This window comes from Flagellimonas profundi, assembly GCF_017313275.1.
Classification (GTDB): Bacteria; Bacteroidota; Bacteroidia; order Flavobacteriales; family Flavobacteriaceae; genus Flagellimonas; species Flagellimonas profundi.
Genome location: NZ_JAFLNM010000002.1, coordinates 760,989 through 783,124, shown reverse-complemented (window position 1 = coordinate 783,124; position 22,136 = coordinate 760,989). Strand labels below are relative to the sequence as shown.

The window sequence follows — 22,136 nt, the reverse complement described above, 5'->3', positions numbered from 1 at the left end:
GATAATTGATAAGTGAACACTGACAATTGTATTTAAACTGCCACACATATTACAGTTTACGATTCGGGACCTTCTCGGAGGTGGAATTGTTGGAGTTGGCACAACAAAATCATGTGACCCAATTGGTGCTTACGGACATCAACAATACCTCGGCGGGATTGAATTTTGTTCGAAAGGCACCGGAATTTGGCATAAAACCGATTTTGGGCATCGATTTCAGGAATGGAACCCAGCCCAGCTTTATCGGTATTGCACAAAACAACGAAGGGTATCTGGAACTGAACAATTTTTTGTCCCGCCACCTTCACGATGGTTCAAAGATTCCAGAACGCGCCCCCAACTTTAAGAATGCCTTTGTGGTATATCCGTTTGAACAGGTATTGCTCAATGAATTGGATAATTTTCAAGAACATGAGTTCGTTGGAATCTCCATCAAAGACCTGCGCAGACTTCCCTTCTCGAAATTGGCGTCCCTTACCAACAAGTTGGTGGTGCAGCAGCCCGTCACCTTTCGGAACAAACAGGATTTTAATGCCCATAGATTGCTAAGGGCCATCGACAATAATGTACTATTGAGCAAACTTCCAAAGGAAGAAGAGGCCAATGAGGAAGAAAAAATGTATCCTGTCCAAAATTTGGCCGCAGTGTTTTCCGAATTCCCCTTTATTCTGGAAAACACGGAAAAACTGTTCAACAAGTGCTGCATCCATTTTGATTTTTCGAAGGACAGAAAACCCCAAAATCTGAAAACTTTTTCGGGTAGTGTCGAAGAAGACGAACAGCTTTTGGACCAACTCTGCACCGAGGGGCTCCCCTATCGGTATGAGAAGGTGAACGACTCCATCAAAAGTCGGTTGAACAAGGAATTGGAACTCATTAAAAAAATGGGGTTTGTCTCCTATTTTTTAATCAATTGGGATATTGTTTCCGAAGCAAGGCGCAACGGTTTTTTTTACGTTGGCCGTGGTAGCGGTGCCAATAGTATTGTGGCCTATCTGCTCCGCATTACCGATGTGGACCCCATGGAACTCGACCTCTATTTTGAGCGCTTCATCAATTTATACAGGGCCAATCCGCCCGATTTTGACATCGATTTTTCATGGAAGGACCGCCCTGCCATGACAGCGTACATTTTTGAGCGTTTTGAACATGTTGCCCTTCTTGGCACCTATGTCACTTTTAAGGAACGAGGTGTTATCCGGGAATTGGGAAAAGTGTTCGGGCTGCCACCCCGAGACATTGATTTTTTATTGACGGGAAGATACAGATTGGAACAACTGGACCATGTATCCAAACTCGTACTAAAATACGGTAGTTTGCTCAAGGGCAAACCCAATTATTTAAGCATTCACGCAGGGGGTATCTTAATCAGTGACAAACCCTTGCATTGGTTTTCGGCCACCCATTTACCGCCTAAGGGCTTCCCTACTACGCAGTATGATATGGTCATCGCCGAGGATGTTGGATTGTACAAATTCGATATCCTTGGCCAGCGGGGCTTGGGCAAGATCAAGGAAACCTTGGAAATCGTGGCTTACAACCAGCCCGAAAAATATGGCTCCATTGATATTCATGACATCAAAGGGTTTAAAAAAGACCCTGTGATCAACAATTTGATCAAGACCGCACAGTGCATGGGCTGCTTTTATGTGGAATCGCCCGCCATGCGCATGTTGCTCCAAAAATTACAGGTCGACAATTATTTGGGATTGGTGGCCGCCAGTTCGATTATCCGACCCGGTGTGGCCAAAAGCGGCATGATGAGGGAATACATTTTGCGTCATCGCAACAAGGGCAGAACCGAGGAAAAGGCACATCCTATTATGTTACAAATTATGCCCGACACCTATGGGGTTATGGTCTATCAAGAAGACGTAATCAAAGTAGCCCACCATTTTGCCGGTCTGGACCTAGGCGAGGCCGATGTTCTCCGCAGGGGCATGAGCGGAAAGTTTCGTTCGCGGGACGAGTTCCAAAAAGTACAGGACAAGTTTATTTCCAATTGCAGAAAAAAGGGCTATGCCGAATCCTTGATTTCCGAAATCTGGAACCAAGTGGCGAGTTTTGCGGGCTACGCTTTTGCAAAAGGCCACTCCGCTTCGTACGCCGTGGAAAGCTATCAAAGTTTGTTCCTGCGAGCTTATTTTCCTTTGGAATATATGGTAGCCGTACTCAACAACGGGGGCGGATTTTACCGTTCGGAATTCTATGTGCACGATGCCCGTATGATGGGAGCTACCATCCATCCGCCCTGTGTGAACAAAAGTATGGCGGTAAACCGCATTTATGGTACGCATATTTATTTAGGCATGATGTACCTTCGCGATCTGGAGAGCAGGGTCATGGAACGTATACTGAAAGAGCGTATGCTTCACGGAAGTTTTTCCTCTCTCGAAGATTTCTTGGACCGTGTGTTCATCCGAATGGAACAACTTTCCATCCTAATCCGTATCGATGCCTTCCGCTTTACGGGAACCAACAAACACGAACTGCTCTGGAAAGCCCATTTGATGCTATCCAAAAACAATCGGTTGGAACACCCCAAGCTGTTTCCACCAAGGTATCAAAAATTTCAGATGCCCCAGCTCAACACCACCGCTTTGGAGACCGCTTTTGAACAATTGGAACTCTTGGGATTCTGCCTTTGCAGCCCTTTTGAATTACTGGAAGAACCTCCCAAAAACACCAACGGTCAAAAAGACCTCCAACGATACCTCAACAAACATATCGATATTTATGGGTATTTGGTAACGGTAAAGAATACCTCCACAAACCACGGGAAACGCATGCATTTTGCCACCTTGATGGACCAACACGGAGAGGTCTTCGACACGGTGCTCTTTCCGCCTGTAGCGGCCAAATATTTTTTTCGTGGAAAAGGCATCTATCGATTTTATGGCAAAGTGGTGGAAGAGTTTGGCTTTTTGAGCATAGAGGTCATCAAAATGAAAAAGGAAAACTACGTCCAAGACCCGCGATATGCCGATATGAGAACGAGCAAAAAATTATTTGATTCGAAGAAGTGAACGGAATGCCTTAACTTACCAAGACGAATTGAAACCATTACATGAAAATCAGAATCAAAGGGAATTCCATACGATTTAGATTGACCCAAAGTGAAGTAAAGCAACTGTCCGAAACGGGCTCAATAACGGAAACCACCGAATTTGGCCACAGCACTTTTCAATATCAGGTCAAACTGATGCCGGATCTAAAACAGCTACAAGCATCGTACTCCGACAACAATATACTGATGATGGTTCCCGAAGATGATGGAAAAAATTGGTTCCACAACAACACTGTGGGCTTTGATTGTGAAATGGAGCTTCCCAAAGGGAAAAAACTGCATTTGTTGTTGGAAAAAGACTTCACTTGTCTTGAAAACAGAGCGGAAGACCAATCGGACAACTATCCCAATCCAAAATTGCAACACCGACCATGATGGAGAAAGAAACAAAGCGCAACGTTTCCCTTACCGGGGACATCAAATTTACAGGGCTTCGATTAAAAGAGCCAATGCAGACCTCTGCTGGATTTTTAGGCGTAAAAGAAGCCTTACGACATACTTTTAAGGAAATGGGAATCGTGCGTTCCATGAGAGGTTTGTTGGAAATGAACCAGGAAGAAGGTTTTCGCTGCCCCAGTTGTGCATGGCCCGTTCCCCAACACCCATCCAAAATTGCCGAATACTGTGAAAATGGTGCAAAAGCATTGGCCGATGAAGCTACCCGAGAAAACGTAGGATCCGATTTTTTTGCGGAACATTCCGTGGAAGAATTATCCAGACTGAGTGATTTTGAACTGAACAAATTAGGGCGCGTAGTAGAACCGATGGTCCTAAAACCGTACAGTATACATTATGAACCCATTACTTGGCAAGATGCTTTTGAGTTGATTTCTGATGAACTGCACCAACTAAAAGACCCAAACGAGGCCATTTTTTACACCTCGGGCCGATCTAGCAACGAAGCCGCTTACCTCTATGGTATGTTTGCCCGCGCCTTTGGCACCAACAACATGCCCGATTGCTCCAATATGTGCCATGAATCATCAGGAGTAGCACTTTCGGAAACTTTGGGGATCGGAAAGGGTTCCGTAAAACTGGATGACCTATATGGTGCAGAGGTTATTATGGTCGTGGGACAAAATCCTGGCACCAATCATCCGAGAATGTTATCGGCCCTGGAAAAATGCAAAAAGAACGGTGGCAAGATTATAAGTATAAATCCATTGGCCGAAACGGGATTGGCCAACTTTAAAAACCCGCAAAGTGTTTCAGATATGTTGGGGAACGGACAACCCATTGCCGACATTCACCTTCCTGTAAAGATCAATGAAGATATTGCCCTGGCCAAACTGATCTTGAAAAAATTGGTGGCACTCGATGCTAAAAACTCCAATGTCCTCGACCATGAATTTATTGTAGAGTATGTGGACGGCTATGATGATCTGTTGAAAGATTTGGAACGCTACGACGTGGAAAGCCTTCAACGCAGAAGCGGGGTGTACATGCGAAAAATAGACAAGGTAGCGGAACTGTTGGCAGAAAAATCCAAAATTGTGGTCTGTTGGGCCATGGGAATCACCCAGCATAAAAATGCGGTGGATTGCATTAAGGAATACGTCAATATCCTATTGCTCAAAGGAGCTGTTGGAAAACCCTTTGCCGGAACTTGTCCTGTGCGAGGACATAGCAATGTGCAGGGCGATCGTTCGGTGGGTATTATGCACTACGTGAGCAAAACACTGAACGAGAATATCCAGAAACATCTCAATTTTGACCCTCCTACCGAGAAAGGCTATGATACGGTAGAAGCTATCAAGGCCATGCACGATAAAAAGGCCAAGGTTTTTGTTTGCCTGGGCGGTAATTTTTTGATGGCTGCTTCGGACACCCAATACACCGCAGAGGCAATTCAAAATTGTGATTTGACCGTGCAGATTAGTACCAAACTGAACCGTAGTCACTTGGTTACTGGTACAACTGCATTGTTGTTGCCGACCTTTGGCCGTTCCGAAAAAGATGAAAAGAACGGTGAGCTCCAATTTTTGACGATGGAGAGCAGTACGGGCAAGGTCCGGCAGAGCAAAGGACTATTGAAACCGGCTTCAGAATATATTAAAAGTGAACCTGAGATCATTGCACTTTTGGCGCACACGTATTTCAGGGGCAACCACTCCATGAATTGGTACGAGTTGGGCCAAGATTACAACCTCATCCGAAAATTGATAGATAAGACGGTCAAAGGTTTTGAGAACACCAGTGAACAATCCAAAGGATTTGGATACTATTTACCAAATAACGTTCGTAACCGTGATTTTAGGATGCTGCCCAACGGCATGGCACAATTGTCCATTACCCCATTGCCCGACCATCAATTACGAGCTGATGAGCTATTGTTGATGACCATTCGCTCCCATGACCAGTTCAACACTACCATTTATGGATTGAACGATCGATATCGTGGCATCCATAACGAACGTCGTGTGGTTTTTATGAACAAGGAAGATATGGCAGAAAAGGGATTGACACAATTGGATACTGTTAACCTACATAGCAACTATGATGGCATACAGCGAACCGCAGAGAAATTCTTGGTGGTGACCTACGATATCCCAAAGGGAAATATGGCTGCTTATTTTCCTGAAACGAATATGCTGGTACCACACAATCAATTTGCGGACAAGAGCCAGACACCCATCAGCAAATCCATTAAGGTAACTTTAGAGAAGATTCTCCGAGCTTGATTATTTGAACGCCGAGATTCCCGTAATATCAGCTCCCGTGATCAACAGGTGAATATCGTGCGTACCCTCGTAAGTAATCACACTTTCCAGGTTCATCATGTGGCGCATAATGCTGTACTCCCCTGTAATTCCCATTCCACCCAACATTTGCCTTGCTTCGCGGGCAATTTTGATGGCCATTTCCACATTGTTTCGTTTGGCCATGGAAATTTGTGCAGTAGTGGCTTTGCCTTCATTCTTTAATTGTCCCAAACGAAAAGCCAATAACTGGGCCTTGGTAATTTCGGTGATCATTTCGGCCAATTTCTTTTGCTGAAGCTGATATGCTGCAATGGGTTTTCCAAACTGCACCCTTTCCTTGGCATAACGGAGTGCCGTATCGTAGCAATCCATGGCTGCACCGATTGCTCCCCATGCAATACCATAGCGGGCGGAATCCAAACATCCAAGCGGTGCCCCCAATCCATTTTTGCCCGGTAATAGATTTTCCTTTGGCACTTTTACATTGTCAAAAATAAGTTCGCCTGTAGCAGATGCCCTCAAAGACCATTTGTTGTGGGTCTCAGGTGTGGAAAAACCTTCCATTCCACGTTCAACAATCAATCCGTGGATTCTACCTTCTTCATTCTTTGCCCAAACAACTGCCACATCGGCAAATGGCGAGTTGGAAATCCACAATTTGGCACCGTTCAACACATAATGATCACCGGCATCCTTGAACTTTGTCTCCATACCTCCGGGATTGGAACCATGGTTGGGTTCTGTAAGTCCAAAACAGCCCATCCACTCCCCAGTAGCCAATTTGGGCAAATATTTTTTACGTTGTTCTTCGTTTCCGTAAGCAAATATGGGATACATCACTAACGAAGACTGTACAGAAGCTGTGGAGCGAACGCCACTATCGCCACGCTCAATCTCCTGCATAATCAACCCATAACTGATTTGGTCCAAGCCTGCACCCCCGTATTCTTCGGGAATGTAGGGGCCGAAAGCACCTATTTCCGCCAATCCTGCAATAATTTGTTCAGGGAATTCTGCTTTTTGGGCATATTCCTCAATAATTGGGGATATATCGCGCTTTACCCATTGGCGGGCCGCATCACGAACCAGTTTATGTTCCTCGGAAAGTAAATCATCAAGGTTATAGTAATCTGGGGCTTCAAATAAATCGGGCTTCATTCAGAATAATTTTTAAGTAAATATAACATTTCATTCGTGCATTGTTACATTTTTAAATAAAATGCTTGGGTCAATTCAATGTATTCCTTGGTATACTGGTGTCGACCTTCTTCAATGATCAAGGAATCAATATATGGCTTATTTTGATGAAAGCTGAATTCCATTAAACTTCTTTTAAAATCAGTTTCAGGATTTCCCTTGACCCTGGTGATTCTATTTGGAAACAAATCAACATTTTTGGCTAAATCAATAAAATTCCCTTCTTCTTTATATGGGATGATTACCGCAAAATTTCCATCTTCCGTCAAAAATCGGGATACACCTTGAACCAGTTCATCGAATGGTAAAGAACTGCTTTGCCGTGCATTGTCCCTGGATTGATCGCCACTAGACACATCTTCGGCATAAAACGGAGGGTTGGATACGATCAAATCGTACTTATCTTCCATTTCATCCACGAACTCATCAAAACCAGCATGGTAACAGAATAGTCTGTCTCCCCATGGAGATGCTTCAAAATTACCAACACATTGCTCGTAGGCAGCGGCATCCAACTCAATAGCATCTATGGTTTCAGCCGACGAACGTTGAGCGAGTTGCAAGGCAATGAGTCCGGTTCCAGCTCCAATATCCAAAATTGATTCAGGATGTTCTTCCAACGAAACCCAAGCGCCCAACAGAACACCATCGGTACCTACCTTCATGGCACATTTATCTTGGTGAATGGTAAATTCCTTGAATTTGAACGGTTCCATTAGTCCAAAGATAAGGCAATGTCCTATACCCAAATTACAATCATCAATTCAAATTCATCATTCATTAGTTGATATCAGCCTTTTATTAATTCTTAAGTCAGTTTTTCAAATGTATATGATTATTTCGCTATCAATTTTGGGGAAAGTCCCCGATGAAATCATCACCCAATTAAACTCATGATTATGAAGAAAATCCTTTTTGCCTTATTCATTTTTGCTGGAATCACAACTTATGCACAAAGTGATTCAAACTCAAACCCCTTAAAAAAAGGAAGCTGGATCATTGAAGCTAATACAGGCTCTTGGAGCACAGGCAGCACTGCATTTTCGTTAACCTCGGCAGATGGTTACACAATATATTCAGTAGGAACGGAAGGAGGCTATTTTGTAGCTGATAATCTGGCTATTAAAGTAGGTCTAGGTTACTCTGGTGGAGATATTGTGGGGACATTTAGTTATAAGGCCGGATTAAAATACTATGTAATTGATAAAATACCACTTGGATTGGATTATACAGGCATAAGTTCTGATGGGTATGGAACCAGTAGCTGGCTTGGAATACAAGCAGGCTACGCTTTGTTCGTTGCAAACAATGTGAGCATCGAACCTACTTTACGTTATAATGCGACCTTTGACAAAAACCAATCAGATAGCGCTTTTCAAGCATTAATCGGCTTTGTTTTTCACTTTTAAACAAGCTAAACACATGTGTAATCACATCGGTAATTCCATTGACACATCTTAGGATTTTACCTAGATTGAGTAAGTGGAAAAAGTTAAGTTTCGTGGGGTCTTATGAGTTAAAAGAGGAGGTACTATTGCCTCCTTTTTTTTACCTCAACTTAAATAAAGGTTCACCAAGCCTTCTGGTGTTTTTACGTGGATGGTCTTATTCTCCCGGTCGACTTTGGTAATAATATCATCACTTACGGGAATCAATAACTCCTTGTCCCCTTTCTTTATTTCGAACAGATCTTGTGAAGCACTATCGTTCACGGATTCCACGATACCAATATCACCGTGCACCTCATCCATAACGGTAAATCCGATCACCTCATGGTAATAGAATTTATTTCCTGTAAGTGGGGGCAACATGGTCAAGGGAAGGTATAGTTCGGAGCCGATAATCTTATCAGCGGAAGATTCGTCCTTTACCTCTTCAAAATCGATGCGGAGCAAGTTGGATTTATGCAAACGGCACCTATCAATAAAAAATGGAACCAGGTTGTTTCCCAAAGAAACAAGCACTGATTCCATATTTTCGTAGATATCGGGCTCGTCGGTGTCCAATTTAACCAACACCTCGCCCTTAAAGCTATATTTTGAAACGACTTTGCCCAGGTAGAAACAGTCTTCCTTGCGCATCGTCCTCCTTTTCTATTCTTCTTCTTTAGCAGCTTCTTCTTCGGCAGCAGGAGCCTCTTCGGCAGGTGCTTCAGCTTCCGCAGTAGTTTCCTCGGTTGCAGCCTCAGCAGTTTCTTCGGCAGCTTCCTCTGCTACTTCCTCTTCAGGTAGCGCAGCAGCAGCTCTCTTTTCGCTTACTTCTTTTTCTGCTTCCAATGCTTTGGCCCTAGCTTCAGCTTCAGCTTTGCTCAAACCATCTTTTTTAGCTTGGATTTTTTGTTCTTTCTCTTCCAACCAAGCTTTGAATTTTTCCTCGGCTTGCTCTTCCGTCATTGCTCCTTTACGAACACCTACTGCAAGGTGGTGCTTCATCATCACACCTTTGTAAGAAAGAATAGCTCTGGCTGTATCAGTTGGTTGTGCACCGTTTTGCAACCATTTTACGGAACCATCAATATCAAGATTGATCGTAGCTGGATTGGTATTTGGGTTATAAGTTCCCAATTTTTCCAAAAATTTACCATCTCTTTTCGCTCTAACATCTGCAGCGACTACCCAATAAAATGGTTTACCTTTTTTACCGTGTCTTTGAAGTCTAATTTTAACTGGCATATCACATTAATTTGTAGGGTGCCCGACCCTGATTATTAATTCTTTTTAATCGCTTATCTGTAAAGCGGGTGCAAATATACACTTATTTGTTTATAGGACAGTGTTTTCAGTAAAAAAAGTTAAATGCCTTTAACAACTGGACCCTATCCCGTTAAACCTATTATAAACCATCGCAACTATTTGGTATTCTGTATTTTAACCTTATCTTGTAATTGAATGTCATCGAGAGTCGATGGCCATGAACCGATAAAATGAAGAGAGATTATGAAGTACACTGTAGAAATGTCGAACAAATTGAACGAACTTTTGGAAAGAACCTATGATGCTGAAAAAGGATTTAAACAAGCAGCTGAAAAGGTGGACAATAAAACCATTAAGCAATTCTTTATGGACAGCGCCAAGAAAAGATACAATTTTGGCCAAGAATTAAAAGCTGAGATTATGTCTTTTGGACAAACTCCAGAAAAAGGAGGAAGTACCAAAGGAACCTTACACAGATCTTGGATAGATTTTAAATCGCTGTTCACCACCAACAATGAAGAAGCCATGTTGGAAGAAGTGCACCGAGGCGAAAAAGAAGCTATCGCCACTTACAACGATATATTGCACGATAAGGATTTTGTGTTGCCACCATCCACGGAAAGCCTATTGATGAAACATAGAAATGCCATCAGGGAAACCTTGGAGACAGCAAACATATTCGAAACAGCAGTATCGTAATTCCAAAAGTCACTAGATACAAGCAGAAGAAAAAGCTGGGATTTATTCCCGGCTTTTTTTAGTTGATAACTCCTCAAAACTCTTTTTTACCAAATCTATCTTCTTCCGTACTTTTATCTATTCTTTTTTTGACCGAGACAGATAGCCTATGTATTTGATTTTTGATACGGAAACCACTGGTTTGCCCAAACGCTGGGATGCTCCCATTACCGATACCGACAACTGGCCAAGATGCGTTCAGATAGCATGGCAGCTGCACGACGAACTCGGTAATCTAATAGAGCACCAAGATTTTTTGGTACAACCCGAAGGGTTTAATATTCCGTACGAGTCGGAACAGATACACGGCATATCCACGGCATTGGCGGAAGAAAAAGGGGTGCCACTGAACGAAGTTTTGGAAGCTTTCAACAAGGCTTTAGAGCAAACCAAATTTGTAGTGGGCCAAAATGTGGGATTCGACATCAACATTATGGGATGCGAATTCCACCGTAGTGGCGTGGAAAGCCCATTGACGGAACTACCCGTGCTCGACACCTGTACCGAGCATACCGCGGAACTTTGTAAAATTCCCGGAGGTCGTGGTGGTAAATTTAAATTGCCCACATTAACAGAACTCCACGAGTTCTTGTTCGGCGAGCCTTTTGCCGAAGCGCACAACGCAACGGCCGATGTGGAAGCCACAACACGCTGTTTTTTGGAATTGGTCCGTAAAAAGCAGTATTCCTATCAGGAACTGGATGTTCAGCCCGATTATTTTGAGCGCTTTTCAGAAGCCAACCCGCAAGAAATAGAACTCATCGGGTTAAAGCACATCAACCTAAAGGCTGCATCAAAAGAAATAGCCGATGCCCTTTGGGCAGAAGATACTGGTGGGGTTTCCGACGAGGAAATCCAAGAGAATGTGGAAACCTTGGAAGATGAGTCTTTTGTACACCTACACAACCACTCCCAGTTTTCGGTACTTCAGTCCACCATCAACATAAAAGATTTGATCAAGGCCACTGCCAACCACGGTATGCCCGCGGTCGCCCTAACCGACCACGCCAATATGATGGGTGCTTTTCACTTTGTGAAAGAAGTTATGGGCCACAACAAAGCGGTAAAGGCCAAAAACGAAGAGCTTGTCGCCAATGGCGAACAGCCTACCGAGAAAGAGATTACCCCGATCGTGGGTTGCGAATTTTTTGTCTGTGAGGACCACACCAATAAAAACGTAAAGGACTACGGGCATCAAATTGTGCTCCTGGCCAAGAACAAAAAGGGGTACCATAACTTGGCCAAAATGTCATCCATAGCCTACACCAATGGATTTTACTACGTACCAAGAATCGACAAAAAGGTAATTGAACAATACAAGGAAGATGTGATCGCCCTCACGGGAAACCTATATGGTGAAGTCCCCAATAAAATCCTGAACGTTGGCGAAAACCAGGCGGAAGAGGCACTTTTGTGGTGGAAAGAACAATTTGGAGACGATTTTTACATCGAGATAATGCGTCACGGCCAAGAGGACGAAGATCGTGTAAACCAGGTTTTGGTGCGAATGGCAAAAGAGCACAACGTTAAACTTGTCGCCACCAACAACACCTATTACTGTGATAAAAAAGATGCCGAGGCACACGACATTTTATTGTGCGTAAAGGACGGGGAAAAACAATCCACACCCATTGGCCGAGGGCGGGGCTACCGATACGGTCTGCCCAACCAAGAGTACTACTTTAAGTCGTCCGACGAAATGAAGGAACTCTTCAAGGATCTGCCCGAGGCCATTTTGAACATTAAGGAAATCGTGGACAAAATTGAGCCCTACGACCTTGCCAGTGATATTTTACTGCCCAAATTCAGTATTCCAGAAGAATTCAAGGATCCAGAAGATGAAGTGGATGGTGGTAACAGGGGTGAAAATGCCTACTTGCGACATATTACCTATAAAGGGGCCGAAAAACGATATGGTGAGCTCACGGATGAAATTAGGGAGCGTATAGATTTTGAGCTGGAGATTATTAAAAACTCAGGGTATCCGGGATACTTTCTGATTGTTGAGGACTTTATCCGCGAAGCACGGAATATGGATGTGTCCGTAGGACCTGGCCGTGGCTCCGCTGCTGGTTCGGTGGTAGCGTATTGTTTGACGATCACCAACATCGATCCCATGAAGTACGACCTGCTTTTTGAGCGGTTCCTGAATCCGGACAGGGTATCCATGCCCGATATCGATATTGATTTTGATGACGAGGGCCGTAGCCGTGTGATGGACTACGTGATCAATAAGTACGGGGCAAACCAAGTGGCGCAAATCATTACGTATGGTACCATGGCGGCCAAATCGTCCATTCGGGACACTGCCCGTGTTCTGGATTTGCCACTGGGCGATGCCGACCGTATTGCCAAGTTGATTCCGAACATGTCCAAGCTGAACAAAATATTTGGGATCGACGAGGCCGACTTAAAGAAGAAGTTCCGTTCCGATGAACTGGAAAAGGTACATGAACTTCTCAATATTGCGGAAACGGACGACCTGGAAGGACAAACCGTTAAAATGGCCCGCGTTCTCGAAGGTTCGTTGCGAAATACGGGAATCCACGCCTGTGGGGTAATCATTACCCCAGACGACATTACCAACTTCGTTCCCGTATCCGTTGCCAAGGATTCCGACCTCTACGTTACCCAGTTCGACAACTCCGTAGTGGAGAGTGCCGGACTGCTGAAAATGGATTTCTTGGGACTGAAAACCTTGACCCTGATCAAGGACACGGTCAAAATTGTTAAGGCAAGAACAGGAATAGATTTGGTGCCCGATGATTTTCCATTGGATGACGAAAAAACATACGAGCTTTTCCAACGAGGGGATACGGTAGGAATATTCCAGTACGAATCACCAGGGATGCAGAAGCACATGAAAACCTTAAAACCCACGGTTTTTGATGACCTTATCGCCATGAACGCCCTGTACAGACCTGGGCCAATGGAATACATCCCAAGTTTTATCGCCCGTAAGCACGGGGAAGAGGAGATTACCTACGACCTTCCAGAAATGGAAGAATACCTGCAGGAGACCTATGGGATCACCGTATACCAAGAGCAGGTGATGCTGCTCTCCCAAAAACTGGCAGGGTTCTCCAAGGGTGACGCGGATGTGCTGCGTAAAGCCATGGGTAAAAAGATTTTTGCCCTACTGGAAAAATTAAAGCCACAGTTTTTGGATGGTGGAGAGAAAAACGGGCATCCACGTGATATACTTGAAAAAATCTGGAAGGATTGGGAAGCTTTCGCCTCCTATGCCTTCAATAAGAGTCACTCTACCTGTTATGCCTATATCGCTTACCAAACGGCTTATTTAAAGGCCCATTACCCTGCTGAATATATGGCTGCCGTGTTGTCCAACAACATGAACGATATTAAGCAGGTCACCTTTTTTATGGAGGAATGTAAACGAATGGGGTTGGAAGTATTGGGACCCGATGTCAATGAATCCTACTACAAATTTGCCGTGAACAAGGACAATGCGGTACGTTTTGGAATGGGAGCCATTAAAGGAGTAGGTCGCTCCGCTGTGGAGACCATTGTAGAAAACCGAAAAGAAAACGGGCCTTACAAATCCATCTTTGACCTGGCCAAACGTGTGGATTTACGTGCTGCTAACAAAAAAGCCTTTGAAAACTTGGCACTGGCAGGTGGATTTGACTCATTCGGCGATACCCACCGTGCACAATATTTTCATGATGAGGGCGATGGCATAACCTTTTTGGAAAAAGCCGTTAAGTATGGTTCCAAGTTCCAGGAAAATCAAAACTCATCACAGGTAAGCCTTTTTGGCGAGGCGAGCGAGGTTCAGATCCCAGAGCCGATCGTGCCCCCTTGTGAGGAATGGGGAACCATGGAAAAGCTGCGTCGTGAGAAGGAGGTGGTAGGTATTTACATTTCGGGCCACCCACTGGATGATTTCAAAAAAGAGATAAAAGCGTTTTGTAAGAATACGGTAAGCGATTTCTCCCGTTTGGAAGAATTTGTGAACAGGGAACTTACGGTCGCCGGTGTAATTACCGATGTTCAGCACCGGGTATCCAAAAACGGCAAAGGTTGGGGGTTGTTCACCTTGGAAGATTATAATGAATCCTACGAGCTAAGAATCTTTGGTGAAGAATACCTGAAGTTCCGTCATTTTTTAATGATCAACTCCTTTGTACACGTTAGGGCATTTGTGCGAGAAGGCTGGGTAAACCGCGATACGGGCAAAAAAGGAGACCCACGGCTTCAGTTCAACGACTTTAAGCAGCTTCAGGATGTGATGGATGCCTTTGCGAAAAAGCTGACCATCAAACTGAACATAGATAGGCTGCAAGAAAAGCGTATCCAAACCTTGAAGGACACTTTAACATTACATAAAGGCGATCATCCCATAAGTTTTGTAATTTATGAGATGCAGGAGGAAATCAAACTCAAACTATCGAGCCGAAAACAGAAGGTGAAGATAAACAGTGAGTTACTTTCCGAACTGGAAGCGAATGAAATCCATTATAAATTAAATTAGACCATAATTATTGTCAATGGTACAATAATTAAAACGAATATGCTGAATGTAAGTTACATGGGCATTATTTGACTAACTTTGTAAAATATTAAAATAAATAAGATGGCACTAGAAATAACAGATGCAACTTTTGACGAAGTAGTTTTAAAAAGTGACAAGCCTGTCCTAGTAGATTTTTGGGCAGCATGGTGCGGGCCTTGCAGAATGGTAGGTCCGATCATTGAAGAAGTAGGACAAGAATACGATGGCAAAGCCGTTGTTGGTAAGGTTGATGTAGACGCCAACCAGCAGTTTGCCGCCAAATACGGTGTACGTAACATCCCTACTGTTTTGGTTTTTAAAGATGGTGAGGTAGTTAACCGTCAAGTGGGTGTATCCCCTAAAAAAACCTATACAGATGCAATTGATGCTGCACTGTAAAACGAATTTTGGAATTAGATTTTAAAAAAGGTTTGGCAAATGCCAAGCCTTTTTTATTTTATCTTGTCCGAAGAAATCAGTTATGGACGTAAGATCGGAACTTAGCAGAGCGACCCTCTTCCAAAATTTGGAGCTTTTGGCCCACCAAATTGTGGAGGGATTTATCAGTGGTATACACAAAAGTCCGTTCCATGGCTTCTCGGCGGAGTTTGCCGAACACAAAATTTACAATCCCGGACAGAGCACCAAACATATTGACTGGAAGCTTTTTGCCCGAACGGACCGTTTGTACACCAAACGTTTTGAGGATGAGACCAACCTGCGCTGTCACATGATCTTGGACAACTCGGCCTCCATGTATTATCCGGAAGTGAAGGAATATTCCTTGGACAACCTCAACAAAATTGGTTTTGGGGTGCTTTCCATTGCTGCCTTGATGCAGGTTTTAAAAAAACAACGGGATGCGGTAGGGCTTAGCATCTATTCCAATACATATGACTTCCATGCTTCGGAGAAGAACAGCGAACGTCATTATCAAATGTTGTATTCCAAACTGAACGAAGTGGCTTCGCATACACCTAAAACAAAGGAGACCAAAACCTACACGTTTCTACATCAAATTGCCGAGAAAATCCATCGAAGAAGCTTGATCTTTTTATTTACCGATATGTTCCAAACGGAAACTGAAGAGGATAAACTCTTCGAAGCCTTGCGTCATCTCAAATACAACAAACATTCCGTGGTACTTTTCCACCTCTTGGACAAAGAGCATGAGCTCTATTTTGAGTTTGATGATACACCCAAACGTTTTGTGGATGTGGAAACAGGTGAACAGATAGATTTGTATGCTGATTCCATCAAGAAAGCATATTCGCAAAAAGTATTGGAATATCAGAATGACCTAAAACTGAAATGCGCACAGTACCAAATAAAATATGTGGGGGTAGATGTTCGCTCGGACTTCTCCCAAGTGCTGAATTCCTTTATGATCGAGAGACAAAAATTTGGTTGATCATTTTTTTAAAAAAATGTTTTGCCATATCCGAAATGAGAATGTATATTTGCACTCGCTTTAAAAAAGCATTGAACAAGATTTGAATCCGACTGTTGTCGGAGTCTAACAAAGATAAAATCATTGGTCTGGTAGTTCAGTTGGTTAGAATACCTGCCTGTCACGCAGGGGGTCGCGGGTTCGAGTCCCGTCCAGACCGCTTCGAAAACCTCAGTTTTACTGGGGTTTTCGCGTTTTTGGACTTGAATTGCCCAAACATTTTAATGGCAGGGGGTCAAAAAACACAAGTAACTTATTTTAAGTGCTTTATACTCTATTTTCTTTAATTTTCTCTTTTCTTCACAATTTTTCATGCACTCCTATTCATGCGTTATTCATGCGTTAAAAAACGTATTTCCCATTGCTAAAGAAAGTGCCAACCATTAACAAACAATCTTTCATCTTTTTATATTCACTTGAAAAGAGCTAATAAATTTTTAGAAACCTAGAGGTAACGGAAGTAGATATCGGATTTTATATTAAATGAACTAGTGTTCAATTTCAAGTAAATCCAGCAAATCCCTTAAATGAGAAACATGAATAAATTCAGGAATTTGAACATTTGAATTAATAAACGAAGAAAAAATCAAATATTTTTCATAATAATTACTGTGAATTTTATTTTGAGGGTTAAAACCATCTTGGGTAGCAATGATACTATCCAATTTGTTATCATAGATATCATAAATCCTTTTTAATTTTTTAGCATTCTTTGTTTTACCACCGACTGCGATTCCAATCACACTATCTTTACTAATCGTTTTTCCAATTTTTACAACTGGTCCACCTGATCCACCAGCTGCAAGTATAAAATCACCTTGTCCTCTAAATATTGCAGATACAGGTAACATATCAGAAACATCTTTTCTAATTAACTCGCTTCTTTGATTTCCGATAATCCCAGAACTAATAGTCATATATTCCAGACCTAAAGGAAATCCAGCTACCAAAATTTTGTCTCCTCTATTCATCCATTGTTTTGATAGTGGAAGTTTCGAATGAAGATTTATATTTCTATTTGGTTTTAGGACTATGAGATCAGAAGCTTTTCCATAGTAATAAATTGTATCGTTTGATATAAAATCATTTAAAACCTCGGCAGTTGGATAATCCTCAATAGCAAAAATTTTATCTTGAGATAATTTGGCATTTAACCACTTAATGATCGGAGGGTTTTTAGAGTCATTTCGTTTTGCTTCTATTACCTTTTCAACTACGTGGAAATTTGTAATTAAGTATGGACCATCAATAACAAATCCGGAACCGAAACTCTCATCATCTACAAAAATTTTGACCACGGAGAAGTCAAGATTTCCAAATCTATATCTATCCTCAGCCTGGGATTGACAAAACAAATAGTTTGCACAATTAAAATAAAGAATGGTAAGTATAAAAAAAGATAGAGCTTTAATGAACCGATGTAATATCGTTTTATGAAATTTTTTCTCTTGTAAAGATTTTTTAGTTTTCTGCATACATTAAAATTACTAGAAAAAAGTAATCCATCATTTCTCATCTTAAACAACCCACTAAAAACTCTATAATTCTCTTCTTATTAGAGCAGTAATTAATCAAAAATCTGCCTTAATATGTACTTATTTCTCCAATTTATTCATGCGTTATTCATGCGTTATTCATTAAAATTCAAACAAACAACCTCTTATATACCTGTTTTTCAGATAATTAAATACTTAACCCCTCCCGCCTGTCACGCAGGGGGTCGCGGGTTCGAGTCCCGTCCAGACCGCAAAAAGCTCCGATTTTTCGGAGCTTTTTTGTTTTTAGCAAATGATTTTAATGGAAAACAACTTCACATAAAATCCATACCCAAATTCTTTTCCAGCTTCCACATGATCGGTTCCTGCATTGGAACCATGGATGTTGAATACCGGCTTTTTTCTAGAAAATATAGTTTGTCACAAAATTAATTTGGTGTAAGTTGCTCTGATTGAATACGTTGATAGGGTCAGAATTGTTCAGGTTCCTTTTGTACACATAAAGAACATCAAAATTAAGGCCTTCAAAAAAGCCCTGTAACTCATAATGTAATCTTGTGTTTATCTGATAATATTCATCAATATTGTATTTGTTGAATTCAAACTCGTTTATTCCGGGACCAAACACTTCGGTAACTTCCAAGCCCAGGTTCAATCCATCTATATCAAAATCGTAATCAGTGTACAGGGTAAAAACATTAACATCCCCCAGACCTTCCAATCGAGAGCGGGAGAGCGAAGTGAAAAAGTTGTCTCTTCCCAATTCTTTGGGAAACAGAAACCTTCCAGTATCAAAGGCCCTTGTATAAGCAACTCCAAAATGCCAATGCTGTGGATCATAAGCCAGTTGACCACTTAATACCTGACCGTTTTCCCCAGGCTGCATATATCTTTCGGCGTAGTCCAAGCTTTTTTGGAAGCTATCGGAAAACTGTAATGCATATTGCAGACCCAAGGTCCAATCGCCCTTTTTATAATCCAATTCTATCAGACTCGTATTTGAAATATGATTGATATAGTAGTGATTGGCCCTAAATCCAAATTGGTCAAGTTGTGTTTCATATTGTAAAGAGGCGATACCTTTGGATGCTGTTTTGTCTCGATAATCCGATAGGGTTCCATCTGGCTGAAAGCCGTTGTTCGACAACCCGATAGCTTCATTGAAGCTATACCATTCCACCGTACCTCTGGGCGAAATACGGTCCAACCAACTTATATTGAATATATGTTTCTTTCGATGTAATTGAAACCAAAAACCCTTGAAGGCAAATGGTTTCATCCTACCATCTGTTTCATTGAGCAAAGGTGTTTCTTCAATGGCAAGTTTTCCATAGGTAAAATACCCAGAGTCAAAATTGTACTTTACATATAATTCCTCCAATCTATCAAGGTCATTTTGATTGTTGTAGTCATTAATATCGTAAAGCTCGTGTTCCCATTTTGAAACCTTCCCGGTTGTTGGGTCGGGATCATTTAAATTGGACGTGAACGCTTCAAACGTGAATATGCCCTTTACACCAAGTTCAAAACCTTTGTATTCCATTGTTTTGAAAGATATGGAACCTCCGATGGCATCGGTGTAATAATCTTTCAAAGACCCCTCGTTGATAGTTGACATAAAGTAATTTCGAATATGTCCTTCTACTTCCCCATTCGCAAATATTTCCTTTAAGCTCTCCGCTTTATCAGGTGCTTTTTGATGCTGTGCCATGGAGCTCAACCCCCAAAGCAAAAAAATACTGTGTTTTACTATTAGTTTCATTTTAGAAAAAATATGGGAAGGATTAAATCATTCTCAACTTGAAAAGGACGCTGCCGTCAACAAACCTGGATAGCAGATAAAGTAAGTCCGATCTGGATATTAAAACAGAACTGTCCTAGCCGAACAATTCCTTATAAAGAATATATATACCCATAAGGAGCACAAACCAACCAAAGGATTTTTTCAGGTGTTTCTCGTTGATGAAATTACTCAACCAGATTCCCAAGAAAATGCCGATCACTGACAAAGCTGTAAACGATAGTAGAAAGGTCCAATCAATGCTTTGGTTTTGTACATCTCCCAAAAATCCGATCAACGATTTTATGGCGATGATCAAAAGTGAGGTCGCCACTGCCCTTTTCATAGGTAACTTGGCAAAAATGACAAGTGCCGGAATTATTAAAAATCCACCACCAGCTCCAACAATACCTGTCAATACCCCAACCACAACACCTTCCAGAATGATAAACGGAAAATTATATTGGACCTCGGTTTCGTCATCATCACCGTTTTCGGACCTGCCCCTGATCATTGATATGGAAGCCATCAACATAATAATTGCAAAAAACACCATTATACCAATGTTCTTTGTCACGGCGAGATCGCCAATATTGAACAAATGCTCCGGAATGGCGGGCACCAAATATTTTCTTGTTGCATAAACCGCTATAAAAGCAGGAATAGAAAATACAATGGCAGTTTTTAGGTCGACAAGTCCTTTTTGGATATTCTTAAAAGCGCCGATCAACGAAGAGATTCCTACCACAAAAAGTGAATATGCGGTGGCCGTTACAGGGTTTATATACATTAAGTATACCAAAACAGGAACGGTAAGTATAGAGCCTCCACCACCAATCAACCCAAGGACTACGCCAATTAACAAAGCCCCAATATATCCAAGAATTTCAAAAACTTCCATATTCATTATTGTTGTGCGGTTAAGATAATTTGCCTTTGAAAGCCTTACAGTAACATGGGTTACAAAGAGCTTAAAAGGTTAATAACGCATAGGTAGGTCCTTGTACAGTTCAATATATCAGGGGGCAGTTTATGATTCTTACATATATAATGATCAACGGAATCTTGAAGGCTTTTCCATGCAGCAATTCCATTGTACCTAAAGCTAAACGAATTAAAGTTAGCAATAATTCACATAGCCGGAAGTGACACCAATTCAAAACAAAGAAAAGTATTCAATAGAAAAACACCTCTAAACTCAAAAACGGCGATCCCGTAAAATCGATCTTAAGAATATTTAACGTTCAATAGCTAAACTTTAAGCAATCCTTATAATAATCCATCGAGTAACCCAAAATGTACTCCCAAAATTTTGGCAGAAACGTTAGAGAAAACATAAACCTCAGTATTATTGGGATTTAAGGGCTGTTTTACTTACCTTTGCACCGATGAACGTTAAGCTCCACGAGAGAAAAAACTGTAGAATTCTAAGTTTTACTTATCTGGTGTTCAGAAACCAGCCCAATAAGTTCATTCCGCCTACCCTATAATTACCTTCCCTTTTGGGAAGTAGCGCCTATTACCTTGGGAACCAAGTGTGATTTACTTGTATTTCCATTTTGCCCGATTCGAAACCGTTAACTATTAACTAAAAAATCAGAACTATTATCGTTCAAAACAAAAGCATGGTAATCAAGACCTACGATGCCTATACTAGACTTTCAACTATGGAAGCTAACAGGTTCGCCAACTTCCTTTTTGAGCATCAAGAAGGAAAAAAAGCAACGAAGAAAGCTATTAGGAAGGCCATTCAATACTCCACCAAAGACATTCCTGGTTTGGGTGGTTATGTTTTTGCCATGGAGGAAAAAGATGAAATATTAGGGCTGGCCGTTGTGAACAAGACAGGTATGGGAGACTATATTCCCGAGAACTTTCTGGTGTTTTTTGTAATACACGGAGAGCACAGGGGAGGCGATATTGAAAAGAAGCTATTGGATTATACGCTCCAATATTGCAAGGGGGACGTTGCCATCCATATTACAGATGAAAACCAATATCCAAACAAAAAGTTTTTTGAAGAAAAAGGGTTCAACGCAACCCATTTAGAAATGAGATTGAACAGATAAACCATTATATGCTAAAAATTGAAGTTAAATCAGGTGAAAGTATTGAAAGGGCTCTAAAACGCTATAAAAGAAAATATAGAAACACGAAGCGTTTGGACCAAATACGTAGCCGTCAAGAATACATTAAAAAATCAGTAGAGCGCCGAAAAACATTGAAAAAGGCACAATACAAACAAAAATTCCTGAACGAACAGGAAGACCAATAACATCAAAAACAAAAAAGTATCAACAACAAAATGAGACTTTCAAGAATTAAAAGGGAAACCAGATATGAAAAACGCTATAGCGTTAAAATGGGGGAGCTTACCACCCGTGTTACATACGTAAGAAGGTATATTATGGGGCTTCCCGTCCGCACTTTGCACAAATACCGAGCAACTTACAACGGTAAAATCAAGGATTGCAAAGAATGCAATGTATTAGCATAA

General features: G+C 41.7%; 18 protein-coding genes and 1 tRNA gene. 12 read left to right on the top strand and 7 right to left on the bottom strand.

Annotated features, from left to right (window positions below):
* The first annotated feature begins 26 nt into the window (after positions 1 to 26).
* The 3 genes from J0654_RS12430 to J0654_RS12420 are packed head-to-tail and all read left to right on the top strand — an operon-like array spanning position 27 to position 5,748.
* On the top strand, positions 27 to 3,026 hold the full coding sequence (locus J0654_RS12430; protein WP_207029409.1) for a DNA polymerase III subunit alpha: 3,000 nt from the start codon (positions 27 to 29) through the stop codon (positions 3,024 to 3,026).
* Between the two features lie 41 nt (positions 3,027 to 3,067).
* Complete coding sequence (locus J0654_RS12425; RefSeq protein ID WP_207029408.1) at positions 3,068 to 3,442, top strand: DUF7009 family protein; 375 nt, start codon at positions 3,068 to 3,070, stop codon at positions 3,440 to 3,442.
* The gene (locus J0654_RS12420; RefSeq protein ID WP_207029617.1) at positions 3,442 to 5,748 is read left to right on the top strand and encodes an FdhF/YdeP family oxidoreductase; all 2,307 of its coding nucleotides are present in this window, start codon (positions 3,442 to 3,444) and stop codon (positions 5,746 to 5,748) included. The genes J0654_RS12425 and J0654_RS12420 overlap by 1 nt, the downstream gene beginning before the upstream one ends.
* Here the strand turns inward: J0654_RS12420 and J0654_RS12415 are convergent, their stop codons facing one another.
* Positions 5,749 to 6,927: an acyl-CoA dehydrogenase family protein gene (locus J0654_RS12415; protein ID WP_207029407.1), complete on the bottom strand. Its 1,179-nt coding sequence runs from the start codon at positions 6,925 to 6,927 to the stop codon at positions 5,749 to 5,751.
* 44 nt (positions 6,928 to 6,971) lie between these two features.
* Positions 6,972 to 7,682: a tRNA1(Val) (adenine(37)-N6)-methyltransferase gene (locus tag J0654_RS12410; protein ID WP_207029406.1), complete on the bottom strand. Its 711-nt coding sequence runs from the start codon at positions 7,680 to 7,682 to the stop codon at positions 6,972 to 6,974.
* A 183-nt stretch (positions 7,683 to 7,865) separates the two neighbouring features.
* Between J0654_RS12410 and J0654_RS12405 the strand changes: the two genes are divergently transcribed.
* Positions 7,866 to 8,375, top strand: coding sequence for a hypothetical protein (locus J0654_RS12405; RefSeq protein ID WP_207029405.1), 510 nt, complete (start codon positions 7,866 to 7,868; stop codon positions 8,373 to 8,375).
* Between the two features lie 144 nt (positions 8,376 to 8,519).
* Here J0654_RS12405 and rimM read toward each other — a convergent pair whose 3' ends face one another.
* Together rimM and J0654_RS12395 are read right to left on the bottom strand one after the other, a co-directional pair.
* Positions 8,520 to 9,047, bottom strand: a complete 528-nt coding sequence (gene rimM / locus J0654_RS12400) for a ribosome maturation factor RimM (RefSeq protein ID WP_207029404.1) — start codon at positions 9,045 to 9,047, stop codon at positions 8,520 to 8,522.
* A 12-nt stretch (positions 9,048 to 9,059) separates the two neighbouring features.
* Positions 9,060 to 9,638: a 30S ribosomal protein S16 gene (locus J0654_RS12395; protein WP_207029403.1), complete on the bottom strand. Its 579-nt coding sequence runs from the start codon at positions 9,636 to 9,638 to the stop codon at positions 9,060 to 9,062.
* Positions 9,639 to 9,902: 264 nt separating this feature from the next.
* Here J0654_RS12395 and J0654_RS12390 point away from each other — a divergent pair, with 264 nt between their 5' ends.
* The 5 genes from J0654_RS12390 (at position 9,903) to J0654_RS12370 (ending at position 16,523) form a co-directional block, all read left to right on the top strand.
* Positions 9,903 to 10,358: a ferritin-like domain-containing protein gene (locus J0654_RS12390; RefSeq protein ID WP_207029402.1), complete on the top strand. Its 456-nt coding sequence runs from the start codon at positions 9,903 to 9,905 to the stop codon at positions 10,356 to 10,358.
* 148 nt (positions 10,359 to 10,506) lie between these two features.
* Entirely contained in the window at positions 10,507 to 14,892 is a 4,386-nt protein-coding gene (gene dnaE / locus J0654_RS12385; RefSeq protein ID WP_207029401.1) for a DNA polymerase III subunit alpha, read from the top strand.
* A 102-nt stretch (positions 14,893 to 14,994) separates the two neighbouring features.
* On the top strand, positions 14,995 to 15,312 hold the full coding sequence (gene trxA / locus J0654_RS12380) for a thioredoxin (protein ID WP_108246432.1): 318 nt from the start codon (positions 14,995 to 14,997) through the stop codon (positions 15,310 to 15,312).
* Between the two features lie 82 nt (positions 15,313 to 15,394).
* A complete protein-coding gene (locus J0654_RS12375; RefSeq protein WP_207029400.1) occupies positions 15,395 to 16,324 on the top strand; it encodes a DUF58 domain-containing protein in 930 nt (309 codons plus the stop codon).
* A gap of 125 nt (positions 16,325 to 16,449) precedes the next feature.
* Positions 16,450 to 16,523 (top strand) — tRNA-Asp (locus J0654_RS12370).
* A gap of 328 nt (positions 16,524 to 16,851) precedes the next feature.
* Here J0654_RS12370 and J0654_RS12365 read toward each other — a convergent pair.
* From J0654_RS12365 to J0654_RS12355, 3 genes are all read right to left on the bottom strand, one after another.
* Positions 16,852 to 17,838 carry a S1 family peptidase gene (locus tag J0654_RS12365; protein WP_207029399.1) on the bottom strand — a complete coding sequence of 329 codons (987 nt, stop codon included), beginning with the start codon at positions 17,836 to 17,838 and terminating at the stop codon, positions 16,852 to 16,854.
* 424 nt (positions 17,839 to 18,262) lie between these two features.
* The gene (locus tag J0654_RS12360; protein ID WP_207029398.1) at positions 18,263 to 19,621 is read right to left on the bottom strand and encodes a hypothetical protein; all 1,359 of its coding nucleotides are present in this window, start codon (positions 19,619 to 19,621) and stop codon (positions 18,263 to 18,265) included.
* A 115-nt stretch (positions 19,622 to 19,736) separates the two neighbouring features.
* Positions 19,737 to 20,540 (bottom strand): sulfite exporter TauE/SafE family protein, encoded by an 804-nt coding sequence (locus tag J0654_RS12355; protein WP_207029397.1) that lies wholly within the window; start codon positions 20,538 to 20,540, stop codon positions 19,737 to 19,739.
* Positions 20,541 to 21,264: 724 nt separating this feature from the next.
* On the opposite strand from J0654_RS12355, the gene J0654_RS12350 reads away from it, so the two are divergent.
* Genes J0654_RS12350 through J0654_RS12340 form a run of 3 tightly spaced genes read left to right on the top strand, consistent with a single transcriptional unit; the run spans position 21,265 to position 22,136 of the window.
* Positions 21,265 to 21,708 carry a GNAT family N-acetyltransferase gene (locus tag J0654_RS12350; protein ID WP_207029396.1) on the top strand — a complete coding sequence of 148 codons (444 nt, stop codon included), beginning with the start codon at positions 21,265 to 21,267 and terminating at the stop codon, positions 21,706 to 21,708.
* Positions 21,709 to 21,716: 8 nt separating this feature from the next.
* Positions 21,717 to 21,914: a 30S ribosomal protein S21 gene (gene rpsU / locus J0654_RS12345; protein ID WP_207029395.1), complete on the top strand. Its 198-nt coding sequence runs from the start codon at positions 21,717 to 21,719 to the stop codon at positions 21,912 to 21,914.
* 30 nt (positions 21,915 to 21,944) lie between these two features.
* Positions 21,945 to 22,136 carry a hypothetical protein gene (locus J0654_RS12340; protein WP_207029394.1) on the top strand — a complete coding sequence of 64 codons (192 nt, stop codon included), beginning with the start codon at positions 21,945 to 21,947 and terminating at the stop codon, positions 22,134 to 22,136.

Bases quoted from the DNA above. Each gene is read 5' to 3' on its own strand.
- J0654_RS12360 (WP_207029398.1), bottom strand. From the start codon at position 19,621: ATGAAACTAATAGTAAAACACAGTATTTTTTTGCTTTGGGGGTTGAGC.
- J0654_RS12410 (WP_207029406.1), bottom strand. From the start codon at position 7,682: ATGGAACCGTTCAAATTCAAGGAATTTACCATTCACCAAGATAAATGT.
- J0654_RS12390 (WP_207029402.1), top strand. From the start codon at position 9,903: ATGAAGTACACTGTAGAAATGTCGAACAAATTGAACGAACTTTTGGAA.
- rpsU (WP_207029395.1), top strand. From the start codon at position 21,717: ATGCTAAAAATTGAAGTTAAATCAGGTGAAAGTATTGAAAGGGCTCTA.
- J0654_RS12395 (WP_207029403.1), bottom strand. From the start codon at position 9,638: ATGCCAGTTAAAATTAGACTTCAAAGACACGGTAAAAAAGGTAAACCA.
- J0654_RS12355 (WP_207029397.1), bottom strand. From the start codon at position 20,540: ATGGAAGTTTTTGAAATTCTTGGATATATTGGGGCTTTGTTAATTGGC.
- J0654_RS12340 (WP_207029394.1), top strand. From the start codon at position 21,945: ATGAGACTTTCAAGAATTAAAAGGGAAACCAGATATGAAAAACGCTAT.
- J0654_RS12350 (WP_207029396.1), top strand. From the start codon at position 21,265: ATGGTAATCAAGACCTACGATGCCTATACTAGACTTTCAACTATGGAA.
- J0654_RS12425 (WP_207029408.1), top strand. From the start codon at position 3,068: ATGAAAATCAGAATCAAAGGGAATTCCATACGATTTAGATTGACCCAA.
- J0654_RS12420 (WP_207029617.1), top strand. From the start codon at position 3,442: ATGGAGAAAGAAACAAAGCGCAACGTTTCCCTTACCGGGGACATCAAA.
- rimM (WP_207029404.1), bottom strand. From the start codon at position 9,047: ATGCGCAAGGAAGACTGTTTCTACCTGGGCAAAGTCGTTTCAAAATAT.
- J0654_RS12415 (WP_207029407.1), bottom strand. From the start codon at position 6,927: ATGAAGCCCGATTTATTTGAAGCCCCAGATTACTATAACCTTGATGAT.
- J0654_RS12375 (WP_207029400.1), top strand. From the start codon at position 15,395: ATGGACGTAAGATCGGAACTTAGCAGAGCGACCCTCTTCCAAAATTTG.
- dnaE (WP_207029401.1), top strand. From the start codon at position 10,507: ATGTATTTGATTTTTGATACGGAAACCACTGGTTTGCCCAAACGCTGG.
- J0654_RS12405 (WP_207029405.1), top strand. From the start codon at position 7,866: ATGAAGAAAATCCTTTTTGCCTTATTCATTTTTGCTGGAATCACAACT.
- J0654_RS12365 (WP_207029399.1), bottom strand. From the start codon at position 17,838: ATGCAGAAAACTAAAAAATCTTTACAAGAGAAAAAATTTCATAAAACG.
- trxA (WP_108246432.1), top strand. From the start codon at position 14,995: ATGGCACTAGAAATAACAGATGCAACTTTTGACGAAGTAGTTTTAAAA.